Here is an 18,270-nt window from a genome sequence, read left to right as displayed (position 1 = left end):
GAATTCGATGCAAGTGACGATGACCGTCAACGGTGAATCGGTGACCCGAGACATCGAACCCCGTCTGCTGCTCGTGCATTTTCTGCGCGACACGCTCGCGCTCACCGGAACCCACTGGGGATGCGACACGAGCAACTGCGGAACCTGTGTGGTGCAGATCGACGGCGAACCGGTGAAGTCGTGCACCATCCTCGCCGCGATGGCGGGTGGGCACGACGTGCGAACCGTAGAAGGACTCGAACACGGCACCACCCTCGATCCGATCCAGCAGGGCTTCATGGAATGCCATGGGCTGCAATGCGGTTTCTGCACGCCCGGCATGCTGATGACCACCCGCGCACTCCTCGACACCAACCCGGACCCGAGTGAAGACGAGATCCGCGAGGCGATCAGCGGCCAGATCTGCCGATGTACCGGATACACGACGATCGTGCGGTCGGTGCAATGGGCGGCCCGGCATTCCGGTGACGAGGCCACCGACGACGTCACGGCAGGAGCGGCGCAATGACCATCACCACGCCCCCCGAACCGACCGCAGCGGACCTCGTCGACAACAACCAGAAACCCGTCGGATACGGGCGGATGCTGCGCAAGGAGGACCCGCGGTTCATCCGCGGGCTCGGCCGCTACGTCGACGACGTGCAGCTGCCCGGCATGCTGCACATGGCCATCCTGCGCTCACCGGTCGCGCACGCCAAGATCGTCGCAATCGACACCACCGCAGCCGAAGCGCTGCCGAAGGTGAAGGCCGTCATCACCGGTGAAACGCTCAAAGGCCTTGGCCTGGAATGGATGCCGACCCTGTCCAACGACGTGCAGGCGGTGCTCGCCACCGACAAGGTGCGCTTCCAGGGCCAAGAGGTCGCCGCCGTGGTGGCCGAGGATCGTTACGCGGCACGCGATGCCCTCGAACTGATCGACGTCGACTACGACATTCTCGAACCTGTCTGGGACGTCCGGACCGCGCTCGACCCGTCGGCACCGGTGATCCGCGACGACCTCGAGAACAAGACCGACAACCACGTCTTCGACTGGGAGACCGGTGACAAAGCGGCCACCGACGCGGTTTTCGCCACGGCCGACGTGGTGGTCAGCCAGGACATCGTCTACCCGCGCGTGCATCCGGCGCCGATGGAAACCTGCGGCGCCGTCGCCGATTTCGACCGTGTCGACGGAAAACTCACCCTCTGGTCGACGAGCCAGGCGCCGCACGCCCACCGCACGCTGTACGCGATCGTGGCGGGCATCCCGGAACACAAGATCCGCGTCATCTCCCCCGACATCGGCGGCGGATTCGGCAACAAGGTGCCGATCTATCCGGGATATGTGTGTGCGGTGGTCGGCTCGATCGTCACCGGAAAGCCGGTGAAATGGATGGAGGATCGCACGGAGAACCTGACCAGCACCGGTTTCGCCCGCGACTACATCATGCGTGGCGAGATCGCGGCGACCAAGGACGGTCGCATGCTGGCCATCCGCACCAATGTCCTCGCCGACCACGGCGCGTTCAACGGCGTTGCCGCCCCGGTCAAATACCCCGCCGGATTCTTCGGTGTCTTCACCGGTAGCTACCAGCTCGAGGCGGCCCACTGTGCGATGACGGCGGTCTACACCAACAAGGCGCCGGGCGGGGTCGCCTACGCGTGTTCGTTCCGGATCACCGAGGCGGTCTACCTCGTCGAACGGTTGGTCAATTGCCTCGCCTACGAACTGAAGATGGATCAGATCGCGTTGCGACGCAAGAACTTCATCCAGCCCGACCAGTTCCCGTACACCACCAAGACCGGCTGGGTCTACGATTCCGGCAATTATGACGAGACGATGCTCGAGGCGATGCGGATCGCCGACTACGACGCGTTGCTCGCCGAACAGGCGGCCAAACGCGAACGTGGTGAGTTGATGGGGATCGGGGTTGCGTTCTTCACCGAGGCCGTCGGGGCCGGACCGCGCAAGGACATGGACATCCTCGGACTCGGCATGGCCGACGGATGCGACGTGCGGGTGCACCCGACCGGGAAAGCCGTCGTCCGCCTGTCGGTGCAATCCCAAGGGCAGGGACACGAGACGACCTACGCGCAGATCGTCGCCGAAGAGCTGGGCATCCCACCCGACGACATCGACGTCGTCCACGGCGACACCGACAACACGCCGTTCGGACTGGGCACCTACGGCAGCCGCTCGACGCCGGTGTCCGGGGCCGCGGCGGTCGTCGCGGCGCGCCGGATCCGCGACAAGGCCAAGCTCATCGCGTCAGGCATGCTCGAGGTCTCGGTCGCCGACTTGGAATGGGAGAAGGGGACGTTCAAGGTCAAGGGCGATCCTGGCACGTCGGTGACGATCGCGGAGATCGCGATGAAGGCGCACGGCGCGGGCGACCTGCCGCCGGGTGTGGAAGGCGGGTTGGACGCGTCGGTGGTCTACAACCCCGCCAACCTCACCTACCCGTTCGGTGCCTACATCTGTGTGGTCGACATCGATCCCGACACCGCGGTCGTGAAGGTTCGACGCTTCGTCGCCGTCGACGACTGCGGTACCAGGATCAATCCGATGATCATCGAGGGGCAGGTGCACGGCGGACTCACCGACGGTGTGGGGATGGCGCTGATGGAGATCGTCTCCTTCGACGAAGAGGGCAACTGTCTCAACGGGTCGTTCATGGACTATCTGATCCCGACCGCCCTCGAAGTGCCGCACTGGGAAACCGGATTCACTGTCACGCCCTCGCCACATCATCCGATCGGCGCGAAGGGCGTGGGGGAGTCGGCGACCGTCGGTTCACCGCCGGCGGTGGTGAATGCGGTGCTGAATGCGTTGGAACCCTTCGGGGTTCGCCACGCCGATATGCCTCTGACGCCGTCGCGGGTGTGGGAGGCGATGCAGGGGCGGGCGCGGCCGCCGATCTGAGGAGTGTCCCGGACCACGAGAACAGGAGCAGGCATGCCATCGGAACCACGGCGCTTGACCGACATTGCTGCACAGTTCATCTCCGAACGTGTGCCGTTTGCCCGGGCGACCGTGGTGCGTGCCCAGCCACCGACCTCCGCGCATGCCGGGGATTTCGCCTTGGTGACCGCGGACGGGCGCATCGACGGCTTCATCGGCGGACAGTGCGCGCGGGAGTCGGTTCGTCTCGCCGCAACCGACGTCATCAACGCCGGCGAGGGAATGCTGCTGCGCATCGTGCCGGATGGCGGCGATCCGTTCCCGGAGACGCCGGGGGCGCGGGTGGCGGTGAACCCGTGCATGTCCGGTGGTGCCTTGGAGGTGTTCGTCGAACCGGTGCTGCCCGCGCCGATCCTCCACGTCGCCGGTGACACACCGATCGCCACGGCCGTCGCCGAACAGGCCCGTCTGCTGGGATTGGAGGTGACACAGCCTGATTCGTCGTCAGCCGCACTCGCCACGATCGTGTGCACGCACGGCGGCGACGAGGCCGGGCTGATCCGGTCGGCCCTCGAGGGTGGGGTCGGGTTCATCGGGCTGGTGGCCAGTCGCACCCGGGGCGCAGCAGTGCTGGATTCGATGGAACTGACTCCGGCGCAGCGAGACCTGATCCACACTCCGGTGGGTCTCGACATCGGCGCCGTCACCCCGGCCGAGATCGCGTTGTCGATTCTGGCACAAGTGGTCGCCGCCGTCCGGCGCGACGGCCTCCGGACACCGCGGATCGATGCCGACGATGCTTCTGCGGCAACGCCTCCGGCGCAACGGCACGAGGTCGATCCGATCTGCGGCATGACCGTCGTCGTCGCCGAGGACACACCTGGCGTCAGCGACGAATCCGGACAGCACTGGTTCTGCTGTGCCGGCTGCCTCGAAGCCTATCTCGCCCGGACGAGCGGCGACCTGCAGGCGATGAGATGACCGCTCCGGTCAGTCTGTTCGAGTCGCCCCGCGACGTCGTCGAACGCCTGGACGCCATCGACTACCTGGCCGACGAGGGGATCGCCACCGCTCTGTATCTGGCCACCGCCCTGCAGATGCCTCTGCTCCTGGAAGGTGAACCGGGAGTGGGTAAGACGTCGGCGGCGATCTCGGTTGCGGCGGCCCTCGACACCGACCTGATCCGCCTGCAGTGCTACGAAGGTCTGGCGGCCCACGACGCCTTGTACGAGTGGAACTATCAGCGCCAGCTTCTGGCGATCCGGCTGTCCGAGTCACGGGCCGAGTCGATGTCCGACGCAGATCTGTACGCACCCGAGTACCTGTCCGAACGTCCGCTGCTGGCCGCGATCCGGCATCAGGGCCAGCGGCCGCCGGTGTTGTTGATCGACGAGATAGACCGTGCCGATGACGAATTCGAGGCGCTGCTTTTTGAGTTCCTCGGCGAGGGCGCGGTTTCCATTCCAGAACTCGGCACCATCCGGGCGCAGCGACGACCCATCGTCGTCCTCACCTCCAACCGCAGCCGCGAGCTCCACGATGCGTTGCGCAGGCGCTGTCTGTACCACTGGATCGCGTACCCGGGGGCCGCCCAGGTGGCGGCCGTGCTGCGCCGAACCGTGCCCGCCGCCCCCGAATCCCTCATCGCCGACGCTTCCGTGTTCGTGGGTCGGGTCCGCGAACTCGACCTCGACAAGCCACCCGGCATGGCCGAGGCGATCGACTGGGTGTCGGCGCTCATCACCCTCGGCGTCCCGGAATTGATGCCCGACGCGGTCCTCCCGACCCTCGGCACCCTCGTGAAGACCCCGGACGACCACGCCGACGTCGCCGACGCCCTCGCGCGGGGCGCTCTGTTGTGAACCAGATCCTGAGCCTGGTCGATCGAGCGGCGTTCGCCGCCGGGTTCACCGACCGACTCCGCCGCGCCGGTCTGGCCGTCGGTCAATCCGATGCTGCCGTGTTCGGCCGGGCTCTTGGTGCCGTCGACCGAGGTGTGCTGTCCGACCGGCAGAAACTGTACTGGCTCACTCGGATCGCGCTGGTACGCAAGCACTCCGACCTGGCCACCTTCGATGCCGTGTTCAACGCCGTCTTCAACGATGCGGTGTTCTCCCTCGATCCGGCGGCCCTGCGCGCCACCTCGACGGGACCGCGCGGCGAGCAGTCACTCGCGGTACCCGGCCCGCACGCCGCCGACGACCCGGACACCGAGGGCCTGCCGTGGGCGACACTGCCGCGGATGGCGGCGGGCGCGGACTCCGCAGACGACGAAGACGGCACGCCGGTGTGGATTCCCCGACCGAGCGCGATCGATTCGATCGCGCGGATTCCCTTCGACCAGTTGGACTCCCGGCAACTCGAACTCATCGATTCCTGGCTCGACGACGCCACCCAGCGCTGGCCGCGACGACGGAGTCGACGCGAGCGCGTGATCGGAAGCGGTCGGCGAATAGATCTGCGGCACACGCTGGTACGGGCTCGCCACACGGGTTGGGAGATCGCCGACGTCGCCTACCGGGGCCCGGTGTGGCGGCAGCGGCGCATCGCGATGGTCTGTGATGTGTCGCAGTCGATGCAGGCCTACACGACCGTCTATCTGCACGCGATGCGCGTCCTGTCGAGGCGTGGCCGCGCAGAGACATTCGCCTTTGCCACCCGGCTCACGCGGATGACATCGATCCTGGCGCGGTCGTCCATCGACGATGCGGTCGAATCGGCGAGCGAGAAGGTGGTGGATCGGTTCGGGGGCACCCGGATCGCAGCCAGCCTGGATGCACTCTTGCATTCGCCGCACGGACAGACACTGCGCGGGACGATCTGCGTGATCGCTTCGGATGGATGGGATTCCGGCGAGCCAGAGGTCATGGAACGGGTCATGTCGCGGATTGCGCGCCGCGCATTCACGGTGATCTGGCTCAATCCTCGTGCGGGCGTGCCGGGTTACGCGCCGCTCGTGGGCGGGATGGCGGCAGCGCTGCCGTACTGCGATCGACTGCTACCGGCGGGCACCGTCGACGACCTGCCCGCGGTGATCGCCGCCATCGCCGAGGCGCGTCGACGCTGACACAACAGTGGAATGACAAGCGGCAGAATCAGTTCCATAGCGTGACGTAGACCGCTGGACGGAAGTTCTTCACCGGTACGCCGGTGCCGCGCAGCATCGCCTGCATCGCCTTGGGCGTGCCGACAAACCGCATGAGTTCACTGGCCGTGCGGGTGGGATCGTGCGCCAGGGTCGTCGCGCACCATGTGTTGCGCCGATGCACCTGCTCGCCGTTCACGCGCACCAAGCGACCGTCGGCCACCTCCGTGCGCACCGCGAAGGTGGGCGCAAGGGTCAGCGCGCTGCCGCGTTGCGTCTCCTCCCAGGCGGCGGCATCGCTCTGGAAAATGCGCTGGCAGGCGTCGGGCACACCGAGCTTGCGGAGCATCGTGGGGATGGCTTCATGAACGGCGGCCGCGGACGGTCCGAGGTTCCAGGTCGCGTGCGCGAGTTCCTCCGGGCTGGCCCGGCGCTGAGTGAAGGGATGGCTCGGGGCCGCCATCGCCTCCACGTCGTAGGTGAGAAACTCCTTGATCGTCAACGCGTGACCGCCGTCGGTGACTTCCATGTCGGTCGGCGCCGGCCCGATCGCGACGTCCACCGCCCGCGACGCGAGGAGCGAGGCGAACCGATCCGGGGAGTGCACGCTCAGTTCGACCTCCAGGTCCTTCGCGCGCTTGGTGAACAGATCGATCAGACCGCTCGCCGCATGCTCGGCGAACAGACTCGATGACGCGAGCCGGATCGTGCGCCGTCCACCGGCGGCGGCACCGACCTCGCTGATCGTCTGATCTTGCAGTCCGAGGATCTCGACCGCGCGGGCCGCCAGTCGCAGACCGCCCGGGGTGAAGGCCAGCCCCGACCGCGTCCGACTGAAGAGCTGGTCGCCGAGACTCTTGCGCAGCGCCGCCACATGCATCGACACCGCCTGCTCGGTGAGGGCCAGTTCGGTGGCGGCGTTCTTGACCGATCCGGTCCGCACTACCGCGACGAAGGCGCGCAGCTGTGCCGGCGTCATGAGCTCCGCAACATCTGGTCTCCGTGTCGCACGTTGTCTGACACATGTCGATCCTAGACGCGCATGTACCCCCTCCGGGCCGGGCAGGTGACACGCCGGAGCAGCCGTGAACCTCGCGCCGACTGTGACAAAGTCGGACATATGTCGTCGACGCGAATATCCACACCCGCCGCGTGGGCGGTACTCGTCCTGTCGGTCGCACAGGCCCTCGCGGTGTTCATCCCGCTGCTGACTTTCGGCGGTCAGCCGAACGACGACGACGTCGATCTGTTCATCAGCCCGACCGGCTACGCCTTCGGTATCTGGGCGGTCATCTACCTGCTGTCGATCGCCACCGGTGTTGTCTTCGTGCGCACACGGACGACGGGGACCGGGTCGGCGCAGCGGTTGGCCATCGACCTCGCCGTGGCGTGCGGCGCGGCGGCGCTCTGGCTGGTCGGCCGGCTGGCAGGTTGCCTTCCTGGTCGCTGCCGCGGCCCTCGGTTCCGCGGTCACGTTCGTGGTCGGCTCCTCGGTCATCGCCTATCCACTCACCCTGCTCTGGGCGTTTGTCGCGATCATCGTCAACGCGACGGGCGAGTCGACCACCGTCGTGGTCGTGGCGGTGGTGGGGATCGTCGCGGTCATCGTGGCCTACCTCGGATCGGTGAAGAGCCGCGAGCGCCGAGACGAGGTGAGTGCGCGGCGGTGACGTCGTGCCCGGTCTGGCTTGCCCAGCATGGGACCTTGGTACCGCAACTGGCCAAAAGCCCATGACGAGCGCCGCCACGGAGAACACTCGAGATATGAGTGACGACGTCGTCCGGATGACCCAAACGGACATGTTCTCCTGGCGCATGGAGCAGAACCCGATCCTGCGCTCGACCATCGTGGCAGTCGCACTGCTCGATGCCTCGCCGGATTGGGATCGTTTCGTCGCAACGGTCGAGCGTGCGACCCAGGTGCTGCCGGCGATGCGACGCAAGCTCGTGCCCGACCGTGGCCTCGCTCCACCGCGGTGGGTCGACGACCCCGACTTCGACCTGGGCTGGCATCTGCGCAGACTTGACGCTCCGCACCCCAAGAACTTCCAGGGAGTTCTCGAGGTCGCACGGACCGCGGGCATGTCGGCCTTCGACCCGGCCCGCCCGTTGTGGACATACACCCTGCTCGACGGGCTCGAGGAGGACGGCGCGGCGGCCGTTGTGATGAAGTTCCACCACTCCCTCACCGACGGCGTCGGCGGAGTTCAGATTGCCGCGGAGACAATGGATTTCGAACGCGACGGCACTGCGCGCCCACCGGTTGCGGTTCCCGACGCAGAAGCCCGCAAGCCATCGATCATCGACACCGCGGGCTGGTATGCGTCGTCGGCTGCCGGACTCGCGCGCAATTCGGCGTCGGCGGCAGCACGACTTGCGGCTCGCTCGATCACTCGTCCGCTTCAGACACTGCGCGACGCCGGCGGCACGGCACGGTCGGTGGCGCGCATCGTCGAACCGGTCACCACCACGGCGTCTCCGGTGATGACCGAACGCAGCACCCGGCGGCACTTCGCGACATTGGACGTGCCCGTGGAGAAGCTGGCAGCAGCCGGTGGTGTGGGCGGCGGGACCCTCAACGACGCCTTCCTTGCCGCCATCGTCCTCGGGATGCGTGAGTATCACCGCCGCCACGACGCCGACATCGATCACCTGCGCGTGACCATGCCGATGAATCTGCGGTCCGACGACGATCCGCTTGGCGGGAACCGGATCACGCTGCTGCGCTTTGCGCTTCCCTGCGACACCGACGAACCGAAAGACGAAATCGGGCGCATGCACGAGATCGTAGCGAAGTGGCGCGTCGAACCGGCGGTGCCGCTTGCCGAACCGATCGCCGGTGCCCTGAACGTGCTGCCGTCCGCGGCCGTCGGCGCGATGCTCGAGCACGTCGACTTCGTCGCCTCCGACGTGCCCGGGTCGCCCGTGCCGCTCTACTTGGCAGGCGCGAAGATCATCCGGCAGTACGGATTCGGCCCGACCATCGGCGCGGCGTTCAACGTGACCCTGCTGTCCTACGTCGGCGACTGCTGCATGGGCATCGACGTCGACGACGCCGCGGTGCCCGACATCGACACGCTGGTCGACAGTCTCGACAACGGATTTCGCGAGGTGTGCGAACTCGTCTCGTGAAATGCCGGCGCGCGGATTCTGCGCTCACGACCTACGATCCGCCCATGGCCAACAATGTGAAACTGGTCCTCGCCGGGGGCCGTCCAGTCGAGTATGACGAAGCGACCATCAGCGTCGAACCCGGCGGCGTGCTCAAGGTGATCGAGACGACCGGCTACATCACCTATTACGCACCGACCGAATGGCGCACCCTCGGGCACACCCCCGACTGATCCGAGGAGTTCGGTGACCAGCCTTCTGACCTGGGGAAACACGATGGCGTCGTGCCCGCAAAATCTAGGGGAAAAACTTCTTCCCCGGGTTTCATAGTCGTCCGCGAGAAATTTCTGGGGGAGGACTCCAAGGGTAGGGGAAGAAGTTTCTTCCCCTATTTTCTGTGGGCACGCGAGCAGGTCGAAGCTCCCTGGATGTGAGGCGTCGGCGGGTGGGTCGCTGATCCGAGGAGTCGCTCAACACTTGAAACTGGCATCAACGGCGTCGGGGTCCGTCGCGTTCCTTTTGATGATCTGTTCGAGCGAGCGGGTCCCTTCGATGATGTCCATGCCCTTCTGGGTGAAGGTGTTGACGTTGAAGACCTCTTTGGCCAGAAGCGGATTGGTGAGTGCCTGGGTGAACGCGTCGTGGGCGACCATGGTGGTCATCGTCCACCCCATCATCATGTAGTCGGGGTAGTCCTCGGCGAAGATGCCGATGTACCACTCGAGATTGTCGATGTGGCCGTACATCTCTCGCAGGCGGTCTTGAACCGCTTCGTCGTCGGTGAGTTCGGCAAAGCTGTGTATTGGGTTGAGGCCGAAGTACTCTCGGTACTCGTTGAATGTCCGCAGCCGTGCATGACGCATGAGGGCGACCGTGCGCTCCTCGACGGATGCGACGTTGGGGTCCATCCGTTCCGAGAGGTAGTGGGGAGTGTTGAACAGACCGATCTTGCCCGACCGCTCGTGCGAGCACTATGCGATCAGCGACTCGATGCCGCGCGAGAGGACGAGCGGGTTGTTGCTGAGAAAGTCTTTGGCTTCCAACCTGTTTGCGCCCTCGCCGATCCAGTCGGGCGCGAGTGGGTGCCAACGGTAGAGCAGGTTGAATTCGATGGCGCCGCGATTGGCACGATTCCAGCGTTCGCCGTCGGCCATGAACTTCACCATCTCGACGGGGAAGTCGAACGGGCCGATGTGCATGATGTATTCCTCGACCACCAGCTTCAGCAGGAGCACGATCATGATGTTGCGGGTGGTCTGGAACAGCCGTTCGTCGTTCCCCTCCCATTCCGGATGCGCAGCGTTCAGCACGTCGGCGATGCGATTGTGCTCGCGCAAGAAGATCGTGTCGAGCATCGTGTGACCGATCGTCGAATTGCCGTGCTCGAGGCCGACCGCGAAGACGAAATCCATTCGGTCGTCGGGGACACGCGCGAGGATCTCCTTGAAGAGGACATCCTCGTCGTGGAGACCCTTGAACTCCTCTTTGACGATCAGCGGGCCCTTGGGGTCACGGGGCTCGAACAGATAGGGCGGGTACTCCTCGCCCCTGATGCGCTGACTCTTCAGATGACCGCCCGTCTTGGAACGCAACTTGTCGGTCTTCTCGGCGCTGAGACCGTAGATCTGGCACAGGTCGATCTCGTGCGGAGAGGTGTTCTTGGCAGGGTTCTTGCGGTCGGTGCGCAAGAAGCTGTCGGTGAACCATTGCGCGAAGAACACGAACGTCACGCTGGTGTCTGTCGACTTCACTTCCTCATTGCGAGGTCGCCGGAACAGTGCGGTCACGTCCTGCTCGCTGGGTAGATCCTCGGGTGGGGTGGTACTGGGCGGCAGATGTCGCCCCGAGTACGTGCGGTCGGTGAGGCTTTGCCAGGTGGTGTAGTCGGCGGCCATCGAATACGGGTGCGGGCGCGGTGGTGCGGCATTCGCGAACTTGTTGATGGCGAATCGGCTCGCGGCGGTTCGGAATCCCGGAATCCGGCCGATGGGTCCAAGGATTCGCGGAAGCTCACGTTCCCAACTGTCGGGAAGGTCTGGTGGTAGCCGAAGGCGCAGCCGCCTCTCGATGGTCTCTTGTGGTCGACGAAGCAGGAGCATGGTCTGTGAGAGCATTCGTGCCTCCGGGGCGGAGCTCGGTGTGGTGGTGACCTCGTCCTTTCAGCGTCATGCGTGGCGCGCGCATTCTCGCGAGTAGTCGACTACCTGTCTTCGGACCGGGTTGAGAATGATGTTGGACATGTATGCTGGGTGCATATATCACCAACATCAGAGGTGTGCCGTGGCGGTGACTCAGATAGACCTGGACGATGCTGCGTTGGCAGAGGTCATGCGGATAGCCGGGGTTCACACGAAGAAAGAAGCGGTGAACCTCGCGATGCGTGACTATGTCGAGCGGTTCCGGCGCATCGAAGCTCTGGCTCGGAGCCGAGATCAAGCACAGAAATGGGATTACGCGGGCTGGCTCGAGGTACGGGCGGATGAGCGAGCCGTCGGACGGTGATCGGCTTCCTCGTGGACTCGTCTGCTGTTTGGCGACTGCAACGGCAACCGGGCCTCACCGCGACTTGGGAGCCCGCTTTGTTGAGTGGCGCTATCGGTTCGTGCGAACCGCAACGCGCCGAGTTCCGTCGATCTGCAAGAAATGCTGACGAGTTCGACGAGATGAGTCAGATGTTTCGTAACCTCTACCCCGACGTGCCGGTGCCGAAGTCGGTGTGGCAGTGGGCCGAATCCGCGCAGCACCAACTCGCGCGGGTCGGTTCGGCCAGGGCCTTGTCAGTGGTCGACCTGCTGGTCTGTGGTACCGCAGCCATCAAGGGTCTCGTGATCCTCCACGACGACGCCGACTTCGAGTTGGCCGCACGCCATCTCGCCGAGGTCGACGAGCAACGCGTCGTGGGGTGAGGATTCCTGCCGCGATGACCGACGCCTACCATGACCACCTCACGTATCTGGTCGCCTATGCGAACGACGACTGGGTGGGGTTCTCCCCGATCGTCGGCGCCGCCACCGCATTGGCGCGACCGACGCCGACCCGTGACCGCGTGACCGACCTCGTGCTCGGGCTGATCTCCGACTTGCTGGCAACGGGAGTGCTCGCCGGCGATCTCACCGATTCCGACGACGAAACATTCGTGCCGTGGGCGATCGATGTGCCCGCGGTCCTTGTGCGGATTCGCGCCGAGATGACGCAGTTGCCGGACTCCCGGACTCCGGGGACATCTGCTGGTTCACAACAAGGGCCGGCGATGACCCCGCTGGGTGTCGCTCGGTGCGAAATGCTCGCATCTCAGCTGGCGGAGGGGAACCCTCACGCACGCGCGAGACTGTGCTCCTGATCGGTCGAGGCGTCGTCGGTCTCCGCGACGTGCACGGCACCCTCGGGACCCGACCCGCGCGGAATCAGCGACGCGATCATCAGCGCCACGAGCGACACGCCCGCGCCGATGAGCAGTGCGACGTTGAATCCGGCCTCCGACGCCATCGTGTGGCCGCCGAACGTGATCGTCATCTGTGCGAGCACCGCACCGATGACGGCCGCGCCGATCGAGGTGCCGAGCGAACGCATCAACGTGTTGAAGCCGTTGGCCGCCGCGGTCTCCGACAGCGGGACCGAACCCATGATGAGCGCGGGCATCGCGCCGTAGGCCAGGCCGACGCCACTGTTGATCACCATGAGCGCCACCATGATTCCCCAGGCCGTGCCGGAGAGCAGCAGCGTTAGACCGTACCCTGCGGCGAGCACGGTGACGCCACACATCAGGGTGAGCTTGGGACCGCGGGCGTCGGTGAGTTTGCCGCCCAATGGGGAGACCACCATCATCATCAGACCGCCCGGCAGCATCCACAGCCCGGCTGCCAGCATGGATTGGCCCAGGCCGTAACCGGTGGCTTCGGGCAACTGCAGCAACTGCGGGAACACCAGCATGCTGGCGTACATGCCGATGCCGACGAAGATCGACGCGATGTTGGTCGTCAGCACGCGTGGGCGTGCGGTGGTGAGCAGGTCGATGAGCGGTTCGCGGGTGCGCAATTCCCAAGCGCCCCAGGCCAGTAGCGCGACAACCGCACCGATGAACAGTCCGACGATGCCGGCCGAGGTCCAGCCCCAATCGGCGCCCTTGGACACCGCGAGCAGCAAGCTCACCAGGCCGATGCCGAGCAGCACCGCGCCCGGGGCGTCGAATCGCTGGCCCTGTGCGGCAGGCCGGACGTCGGGGATCAGTGTCCACACCAGGACCGCGATGATGACCGCGAGGACCGCCGAACCCCAGAACAGCACACGCCAGTCGGCGTACTCGGCGACGGCCGCGGCGATCGGCAGACCGAGTCCGCCGCCGATGCCCATCGACGCGCTCACCAGCGCGATCGACGAACTCAACTTGTGCGATGGGACCGCGTCGCGCAGCAGCGCGATGCCCAACGGCACCATGCCCATGCCGAGGCCCTGCAGGCCGCGGCCGACGATCATCGGGACCACCGACGACGACAGGGCACACACCACCGACCCGACGGCCAGCGGCACGGTCAGCGCGAGCAGCACGCGCTTCTTGCCGAGCAGATCGCCCAGACGACCGGTCACCGGCACACACACGGCGGCGACGAGCAGTGTCACCGTGATGACCCACGTCGAGTTCGACGCGGTGGTGTTCAGGATGGCGGGCAGTTGGGGCAGCAGTGGGGTGACCAGGGTCTGCATGATCGCAGCGACCGTGCCCGCGAACGCGAGGGTGGCGACCACGCCGCCCGCCCGAGTGCCCGCTTCAGGCGTACCTATCACGAGGTGCTCCTTTCGGAGTGTGGAAGCGCATAAGTAAACATGTGACTACATGACGGTAGGCTTGTGCGGGAGCTAAGTCAACGTGTGTTTACTTGTGAGTGGTCAACGTCACCCCGACTAGGCTTGGGCCGTCGACAACAGCAAGGGAGTTCCATGTCCGAGGCGTCCGAACCGCGCCGGCGCAACGCGGCCGCCACCCGTGAGGCGCTGCTCGAGGCGACCCGAACCCTTCTCGCCGAACACGGGGCTCACGTCACCACACGCGACATCGCGGGCGCGGCGGGCGTCAACCAGTCGCTGGTGAACCGCTACTTCGGTTCCAAGGAGAATCTGTTCGTCGAGGCCGTCCGTGGGAGCATCTCGACCACCGTCGACCTGGTCGCCACGGCGCCCCTCGACGAACTGCCCGACGGCATCCTTCGTCAAGTCCTCGAGGTCAGTGACTCCGGTGGCGGGATGACCGGACTGCTGGTCGGTGTCGTCGACAGCGAGACGGTCAACGACGTCATACGCGACGCCATCGAGAAGACGTTCACCGAGACGCTGGGGAACCGCCTCGACGGGCCGGACGCTGCTCTCAAGGCGGAGCTCATCAATGCCCTCGTCGTCGGCATCTCGCTCATGCGCCACCGAATCGCCAGCCGCGAGATCGCCGACGCCGATGTCGAGGACATCTCCCGGTACGTACGGCTGATGGTGGCACCCCTACTCGGCCGGGCGCACTGACACTTGCGGCCGGTGAGACACTGACAGCGATGAACACCCCGATCCCACCCGTTCCCGACGACGTGCGCCTGATCGTCAGCGACATGGACGGCACGCTCCTCGACGAGAGCAAGGGCATCCCGGAGTCGCTGTGGCCGTTGCTCGATGAACTCGGCCGACGCGGAATCGTTTTCAGTCCCGCGAGTGGTCGGCAGGCCGCCACGCTCCTGCATCAACTCGGGCACGCGGTACCCGGCCTGGTGGTGATCGCCGAGAACGGGTCGGTCGTCGCGCGTGATGGCGAGAAACTCAGGGTCACTCGGCTCCAACCCCGGGTCGCCACCACCGTCCTGGGTCGGGCGCGTGACCTCACCGACAGCGGCGCAGCAGATCTCGGCGTCGTACTGTGCGGCCCCGACACCGCGTTCGTGGACCGGTCGGACGACGCATTCCTGGAGCAGGTTGTTCCCTACTATTACGCGCACGAGGTGGTCGACGACCTCAGGGAGGTTCGGACCGAACTTGTCAAGGTGGCGATCTATGACTTCGGCGGCATCGAGAAGGTCACTGCACCAACGCTGATGGCGCTGGATGGTGCCATGGAAGTTGTTGTCTCCGGACAACATTGGCTCGACGTGATGGCGCCGGGCGTCGACAAATCCGTCGCGGTGACCGCCGTGCAGGAGAAATTGGGCATCACGCCCGCGCAGACGATGGTGTTCGGGGATTACCTCAACGACCTGGCCATGCTCGGTTGCGCAGACTGGTCCTACGCCATGGCCAACGCACACCCGCGCATCCTCGCGCAGGCGCGCTACGTCGCGCCGTCCAACGCAGACAACGGCGTGGTGCGGACCGTGCGCGCCGCCCTCGGCCTGCCCGATCTCCTCTGACTCGAAGAGTACTGCCTTTGGCCTCCTGACCTGGGGAGATGCGTGTGCTCCGTCGTCGCAAAACTTGGGGAAGGGTTTCGTCCCCGGGGTTCACAGTCGTCCCCTAGAAATTAGTAGGGGAGGACTCTGAGGCTGCCAGGGGACGAAGGTTCGTCCCCTACTTTCTGCGGACGCCACGACCGTGCCGCGCGTTCTGCGGAACGCGACGGCCGACGAGCGGTGACTGAGATCGGGCCCGTCAGCGTCCGCTTCCGGGAAATACCCGGAGGACCACCGTCACGGGCCCGATCTCAGTCACAGTCACAACGCGCTCTTCCCGCCTCCATGATCGTCGGCAACGCCTACGGTGGGTCCCAGACTCGAAGAGTTCGGTGACCACCGCGCTGACCTGGGGAGACGCAGTCTGCTGCGGAGGCGGTCCAGACACTCTGTGTCCTGTTGGAGAATCTGTGTGCTGCAGCACACAGGTGAGCCGATTCGGCACAGGGTGGTCTGAGTGCACCCGGGGCGCATCACCGACCAGGTCGGGTGCGGCCTGGGCTTGTGTCTGGTCACGTCCCGCGTCGAGCTGCGAGAACTCGAGTTGAGCTGGAGAACGCGAGTGCTGCAGCACTCGCATTCTCCAATTCGGCTCTGGTTGTCGCGGTGCCGGCCGCGCGGAAGATCCCCAGCCGCATGGGCGGCAACGTTCTTCCCGCCTCCACCATCACGCGACGACGTCGGCGGGTGAGTCGCTGACTCCTCGGCGAGGTCAGGTCCCGGCGGGCTGATTCTGTGTGATGCAGTGGATCCCACCGCCCCGGGCGAAGATCGCGCGGGCGTCGATTGCGACGACCTCGCGACCGGGATACACCGAGCCGAGGATCTCGGCGGCCTCGGCGTCGGACGGATCGTCGAACGAGCAGGCGATCACCACGCCGTTGGCGACGTAATGGTTGATGTAGCTGTAGTCGACGAATCCCTCGTCGTCGGTGAGCACCTGCGGGGCGGGCACCGAGATGACATCAAGCGACGACCCGGGACGTTCGGTGCCACGGTCGATCACCGTGTTCTCGAGGATCGTCCGAAGCTCCTGCGATACAGCATGATCGGGGTGATCCGGATTGCGCTGCTCGTGGACGATGACGGTGCCGGGAGTCGGCATCGCAGCGACGATGTCGACGTGTCCGCGCGTCCCGTACCGTTCCGAATCGCGGGTGAGGCCACGAGGTAGCCAGATCACCCGATCGACCCCGATGGTCCGCGCCAACTCCGCCTCGACGTCGCTCTTGCTCAGACCGGGGTTACGGCCCGGGTCGAGTTGCACAGTCTCGGTGACCAATACCGTGCCGGCGCCGTCGACCTGGATGCCGCCACCCTCGTTCACCAGCGACGACGCGATGTGGGAGACGCCGGTGCGTTCGATGATCATCGACGCGATGTGTTGGTCGTTGTCCCAGGTGGCCCAGTCCTGTGCGCCCCAGCCGTTGAACACCCAATCCACCCCGCCGACCCGGGCGCCCGGATCCGCATCGTCGTCGACGACGAACGTCGGACCGATGTCGCGCATCCAGGCGTCGTCCAGCGGTGCGGCCACGATGTCGATCGACGACGACAGATGACGGCGCGCGTGCTCGGTCTGGCTCGGATCGACGACGACGGTCACCGGCTCGAACTCGCTGATCGCGTTGGCCACCGCGGCCCACGTGGTCCGTGCCTCCTCGTGCTCCGCCGGTGAGTCACCCAGTGAGTAGCCCGGAGCGGGAAAGGCCATCCACGTGCGTTCGTGTGGCTCGTGCTCGGCAGGCATCCGCCACGTCATCGCGGAACCTCGGTGCCGTTGTTGCCCAATGGATAGTCCCGGTCCACCGGTGCGGTGAGCCGAGCGTAGGTGTCGGGTCGCCGGGTCATCAGGAACGGGAACAGGGTGAGCCAGTCACGGCGCTGGTCGAGGTCGAGATCGGCGATGAGCACCGCGGATTCGTCGCGGGGCGCCTGCACGAGCACGCGGCCGTACGGGTCGGAGATGAACGACGAACCGTAGAAGGTGATCTCACCCTCGTCGCCGTGCCGATTGGGAGCAATCATGAACGTGCCGTTGGCAATTCCGTTGCCGACGATCACGCTCTGCCACAGCGGTTGGGTGTCGAACTCCGGATGCCCGGGTTCCGATCCGATGGCAGTCGGGTAGACGATGATCTCGGCTCCGGCCAACGAATACATCCGTGCGACCTCGGGGAACCATTCGTCCCAACACGTCGGCATTGCCAGTCGTGCTCCGCCCAGTTCCTCCGCGGTGTGTACCGGGTACGCGTCGGGTTCGGCGGGACCCGGGCGAAAGTAGGTGTCCTCGTAGTAGCCCTGGGTGACCGGGATGTGCAGTTTGCGGGTGCGGGCCACCAGACCGTCGGGCCCCACGAGGACCGCGGTGTTGAAACCCAGTCCGTCACCATGGATCTCGTGGTTGTCCGGATCGTCGCGCTCGTAGAGGGACGCATGTACCAGCACACCATTGCGCTTGGCCGCATCCGCCGCGAACCGCAGCGTCGGACCGGAGTCGAGATCCTCGGCATCGGCACCCGGGTCGCTCCCGCCGCGGACGAAGGCGGGGTAGCGGCTCAGAGTGAGTTCGGGCAGGAACACCACCTTGGCGCCCTCGGCGGCAGCCAGCGCAATCCCCTCCGAGAGTTCGGCAAGCAGTGCGTCCGTGGACGGCTGCCACCGATGCTGGACAAGCCCGACGCGGGGCTCGCGACGGGGCGTCGACGCGTGCCGGCGACTCGGGCGGTGTCAGCGCGGTGATCGTGCGCATGATCGAATGGTCCTCTCGTT

The 18,270-nt window shown here is 65.8% G+C and carries 17 protein-coding genes and 2 pseudogenes; 13 read left to right on the top strand and 6 right to left on the bottom strand.

Annotated elements, in window-relative coordinates; translation table 11 throughout:
* Positions 1-7: 7 nt before the first annotated feature.
* Genes MKW15_RS00985 through MKW15_RS00965 form a run of 5 tightly spaced genes read left to right on the top strand, consistent with a single transcriptional unit; the run spans position 8 to position 5,950 of the window.
* Positions 8-508, top strand: a complete 501-nt coding sequence (locus MKW15_RS00985) for a (2Fe-2S)-binding protein (RefSeq protein WP_240855220.1) — start codon at positions 8-10, stop codon at positions 506-508.
* The gene (locus MKW15_RS00980; protein ID WP_240855219.1) at positions 505-2,904 is read left to right on the top strand and encodes an aerobic carbon-monoxide dehydrogenase large subunit; all 2,400 of its coding nucleotides are present in this window, start codon (positions 505-507) and stop codon (positions 2,902-2,904) included. The genes MKW15_RS00985 and MKW15_RS00980 overlap by 4 nt, the downstream gene beginning before the upstream one ends.
* A gap of 33 nt (positions 2,905-2,937) precedes the next feature.
* Entirely contained in the window at positions 2,938-3,864 is a 927-nt protein-coding gene (locus MKW15_RS00975; protein ID WP_240855218.1) for an XdhC family protein, read from the top strand.
* Positions 3,861-4,745 (top strand): AAA family ATPase, encoded by an 885-nt coding sequence (locus MKW15_RS00970; protein WP_240855217.1) that lies wholly within the window; start codon positions 3,861-3,863, stop codon positions 4,743-4,745. The genes MKW15_RS00975 and MKW15_RS00970 overlap by 4 nt, the downstream gene beginning before the upstream one ends.
* Positions 4,742-5,950 carry a vWA domain-containing protein gene (locus MKW15_RS00965; RefSeq protein WP_240855216.1) on the top strand — a complete coding sequence of 403 codons (1,209 nt, stop codon included), beginning with the start codon at positions 4,742-4,744 and terminating at the stop codon, positions 5,948-5,950. The genes MKW15_RS00970 and MKW15_RS00965 overlap by 4 nt, the downstream gene beginning before the upstream one ends.
* Before the next feature lie 28 nt (positions 5,951-5,978).
* On the opposite strand, the gene MKW15_RS00960 is transcribed toward MKW15_RS00965, so the two are convergent.
* Entirely contained in the window at positions 5,979-6,947 is a 969-nt protein-coding gene (locus tag MKW15_RS00960) for a LysR family transcriptional regulator (protein ID WP_240855214.1), read from the bottom strand.
* Positions 6,948-7,284: 337 nt separating this feature from the next.
* Between MKW15_RS00960 and MKW15_RS00955 the strand changes: the two genes are divergently transcribed.
* From MKW15_RS00955 to MKW15_RS00945, 3 genes are all read left to right on the top strand, one after another.
* Positions 7,285-7,638 carry a hypothetical protein gene (locus tag MKW15_RS00955; protein WP_240855212.1) on the top strand — a complete coding sequence of 118 codons (354 nt, stop codon included), beginning with the start codon at positions 7,285-7,287 and terminating at the stop codon, positions 7,636-7,638.
* A 94-nt stretch (positions 7,639-7,732) separates the two neighbouring features.
* The gene (locus MKW15_RS00950) at positions 7,733-9,100 is read left to right on the top strand and encodes a wax ester/triacylglycerol synthase domain-containing protein (protein ID WP_240855211.1); all 1,368 of its coding nucleotides are present in this window, start codon (positions 7,733-7,735) and stop codon (positions 9,098-9,100) included.
* 44 nt (positions 9,101-9,144) lie between these two features.
* A complete protein-coding gene (locus MKW15_RS00945; protein ID WP_240855209.1) occupies positions 9,145-9,312 on the top strand; it encodes a hypothetical protein in 168 nt (55 codons plus the stop codon).
* A gap of 237 nt (positions 9,313-9,549) precedes the next feature.
* Here the strand turns inward: MKW15_RS00945 and MKW15_RS00940 are convergent, their stop codons facing one another.
* Both MKW15_RS00940 and MKW15_RS00935 read right to left on the bottom strand, forming a co-directional pair.
* Complete coding sequence (locus MKW15_RS00940; RefSeq protein ID WP_240855207.1) at positions 9,550-9,987, bottom strand: peroxidase family protein; 438 nt, start codon at positions 9,985-9,987, stop codon at positions 9,550-9,552.
* A 63-nt stretch (positions 9,988-10,050) separates the two neighbouring features.
* Complete coding sequence (locus MKW15_RS00935; RefSeq protein WP_240855206.1) at positions 10,051-11,193, bottom strand: peroxidase family protein; 1,143 nt, start codon at positions 11,191-11,193, stop codon at positions 10,051-10,053.
* Between the two features lie 166 nt (positions 11,194-11,359).
* Between MKW15_RS00935 and MKW15_RS00930 the strand changes: the two are divergent.
* The 3 genes and pseudogenes from MKW15_RS00930 to MKW15_RS00920 form a co-directional block, all read left to right on the top strand.
* Positions 11,360-11,512 (top strand): annotated as a pseudogene (locus MKW15_RS00930) (type II toxin-antitoxin system VapB family antitoxin); the annotation flags it as partial.
* A gap of 230 nt (positions 11,513-11,742) precedes the next feature.
* The gene (locus MKW15_RS00925; protein WP_240855204.1) at positions 11,743-11,985 is read left to right on the top strand and encodes a PIN domain-containing protein; all 243 of its coding nucleotides are present in this window, start codon (positions 11,743-11,745) and stop codon (positions 11,983-11,985) included.
* 14 nt (positions 11,986-11,999) lie between these two features.
* Complete coding sequence (locus MKW15_RS00920) at positions 12,000-12,419, top strand: hypothetical protein (RefSeq protein WP_240855202.1); 420 nt, start codon at positions 12,000-12,002, stop codon at positions 12,417-12,419.
* On the opposite strand, the gene MKW15_RS00915 is transcribed toward MKW15_RS00920, so the two are convergent.
* Positions 12,392-13,858: an MFS transporter gene (locus MKW15_RS00915; RefSeq protein ID WP_308221000.1), complete on the bottom strand. Its 1,467-nt coding sequence runs from the start codon at positions 13,856-13,858 to the stop codon at positions 12,392-12,394. The genes MKW15_RS00920 and MKW15_RS00915 overlap by 28 nt on opposite strands.
* A gap of 156 nt (positions 13,859-14,014) precedes the next feature.
* On the opposite strand from MKW15_RS00915, the gene MKW15_RS00910 reads away from it, so the two are divergent.
* Together MKW15_RS00910 and MKW15_RS00905 are read left to right on the top strand one after the other, a co-directional pair.
* The gene (locus MKW15_RS00910) at positions 14,015-14,587 is read left to right on the top strand and encodes a TetR/AcrR family transcriptional regulator (RefSeq protein WP_240855200.1); all 573 of its coding nucleotides are present in this window, start codon (positions 14,015-14,017) and stop codon (positions 14,585-14,587) included.
* A gap of 29 nt (positions 14,588-14,616) precedes the next feature.
* The gene (locus MKW15_RS00905; RefSeq protein WP_240855198.1) at positions 14,617-15,459 is read left to right on the top strand and encodes a Cof-type HAD-IIB family hydrolase; all 843 of its coding nucleotides are present in this window, start codon (positions 14,617-14,619) and stop codon (positions 15,457-15,459) included.
* Between the two features lie 751 nt (positions 15,460-16,210).
* Here MKW15_RS00905 and MKW15_RS00900 read toward each other — a convergent pair.
* Both MKW15_RS00900 and MKW15_RS00895 read right to left on the bottom strand, forming a co-directional pair.
* Entirely contained in the window at positions 16,211-17,260 is a 1,050-nt protein-coding gene (locus MKW15_RS00900) for an agmatine deiminase family protein (RefSeq protein WP_240855197.1), read from the bottom strand.
* Positions 17,257-18,250, bottom strand: a pseudogene (locus tag MKW15_RS00895) (nitrilase-related carbon-nitrogen hydrolase). The gene MKW15_RS00900 and the pseudogene MKW15_RS00895 overlap by 4 nt, the downstream one beginning before the upstream one ends.
* Positions 18,251-18,270: the final 20 nt, after the last annotated feature.

The sequence above is a fragment of the Gordonia gummivorans genome, from assembly GCF_022513585.1.
In the GTDB taxonomy this organism is placed as follows: domain Bacteria; phylum Actinomycetota; class Actinomycetes; order Mycobacteriales; family Mycobacteriaceae; genus Gordonia.
The sequence above is the reverse complement of the archived record's forward strand: the minus strand, read 5'-3'. Positions and strand labels throughout refer to the sequence as shown.

Bases quoted from the DNA above. Each gene is read 5' to 3' on its own strand.
- MKW15_RS00935 (WP_240855206.1), bottom strand. From the start codon at position 11,193: ATGCTCTCACAGACCATGCTCCTGCTTCGTCGACCACAAGAGACCATC.
- MKW15_RS00905 (WP_240855198.1), top strand. From the start codon at position 14,617: ATGAACACCCCGATCCCACCCGTTCCCGACGACGTGCGCCTGATCGTC.
- MKW15_RS00945 (WP_240855209.1), top strand. From the start codon at position 9,145: ATGGCCAACAATGTGAAACTGGTCCTCGCCGGGGGCCGTCCAGTCGAG.
- MKW15_RS00960 (WP_240855214.1), bottom strand. From the start codon at position 6,947: ATGACGCCGGCACAGCTGCGCGCCTTCGTCGCGGTAGTGCGGACCGGA.
- MKW15_RS00950 (WP_240855211.1), top strand. From the start codon at position 7,733: ATGAGTGACGACGTCGTCCGGATGACCCAAACGGACATGTTCTCCTGG.
- MKW15_RS00980 (WP_240855219.1), top strand. From the start codon at position 505: ATGACCATCACCACGCCCCCCGAACCGACCGCAGCGGACCTCGTCGAC.
- MKW15_RS00940 (WP_240855207.1), bottom strand. From the start codon at position 9,987: ATGGACCCCAACGTCGCATCCGTCGAGGAGCGCACGGTCGCCCTCATG.
- MKW15_RS00925 (WP_240855204.1), top strand. From the start codon at position 11,743: ATGAGTCAGATGTTTCGTAACCTCTACCCCGACGTGCCGGTGCCGAAG.
- MKW15_RS00910 (WP_240855200.1), top strand. From the start codon at position 14,015: ATGTCCGAGGCGTCCGAACCGCGCCGGCGCAACGCGGCCGCCACCCGT.
- MKW15_RS00985 (WP_240855220.1), top strand. From the start codon at position 8: ATGCAAGTGACGATGACCGTCAACGGTGAATCGGTGACCCGAGACATC.
- MKW15_RS00975 (WP_240855218.1), top strand. From the start codon at position 2,938: ATGCCATCGGAACCACGGCGCTTGACCGACATTGCTGCACAGTTCATC.
- MKW15_RS00920 (WP_240855202.1), top strand. From the start codon at position 12,000: ATGACCGACGCCTACCATGACCACCTCACGTATCTGGTCGCCTATGCG.
- MKW15_RS00970 (WP_240855217.1), top strand. From the start codon at position 3,861: ATGACCGCTCCGGTCAGTCTGTTCGAGTCGCCCCGCGACGTCGTCGAA.
- MKW15_RS00900 (WP_240855197.1), bottom strand. From the start codon at position 17,260: ATGACGTGGCGGATGCCTGCCGAGCACGAGCCACACGAACGCACGTGG.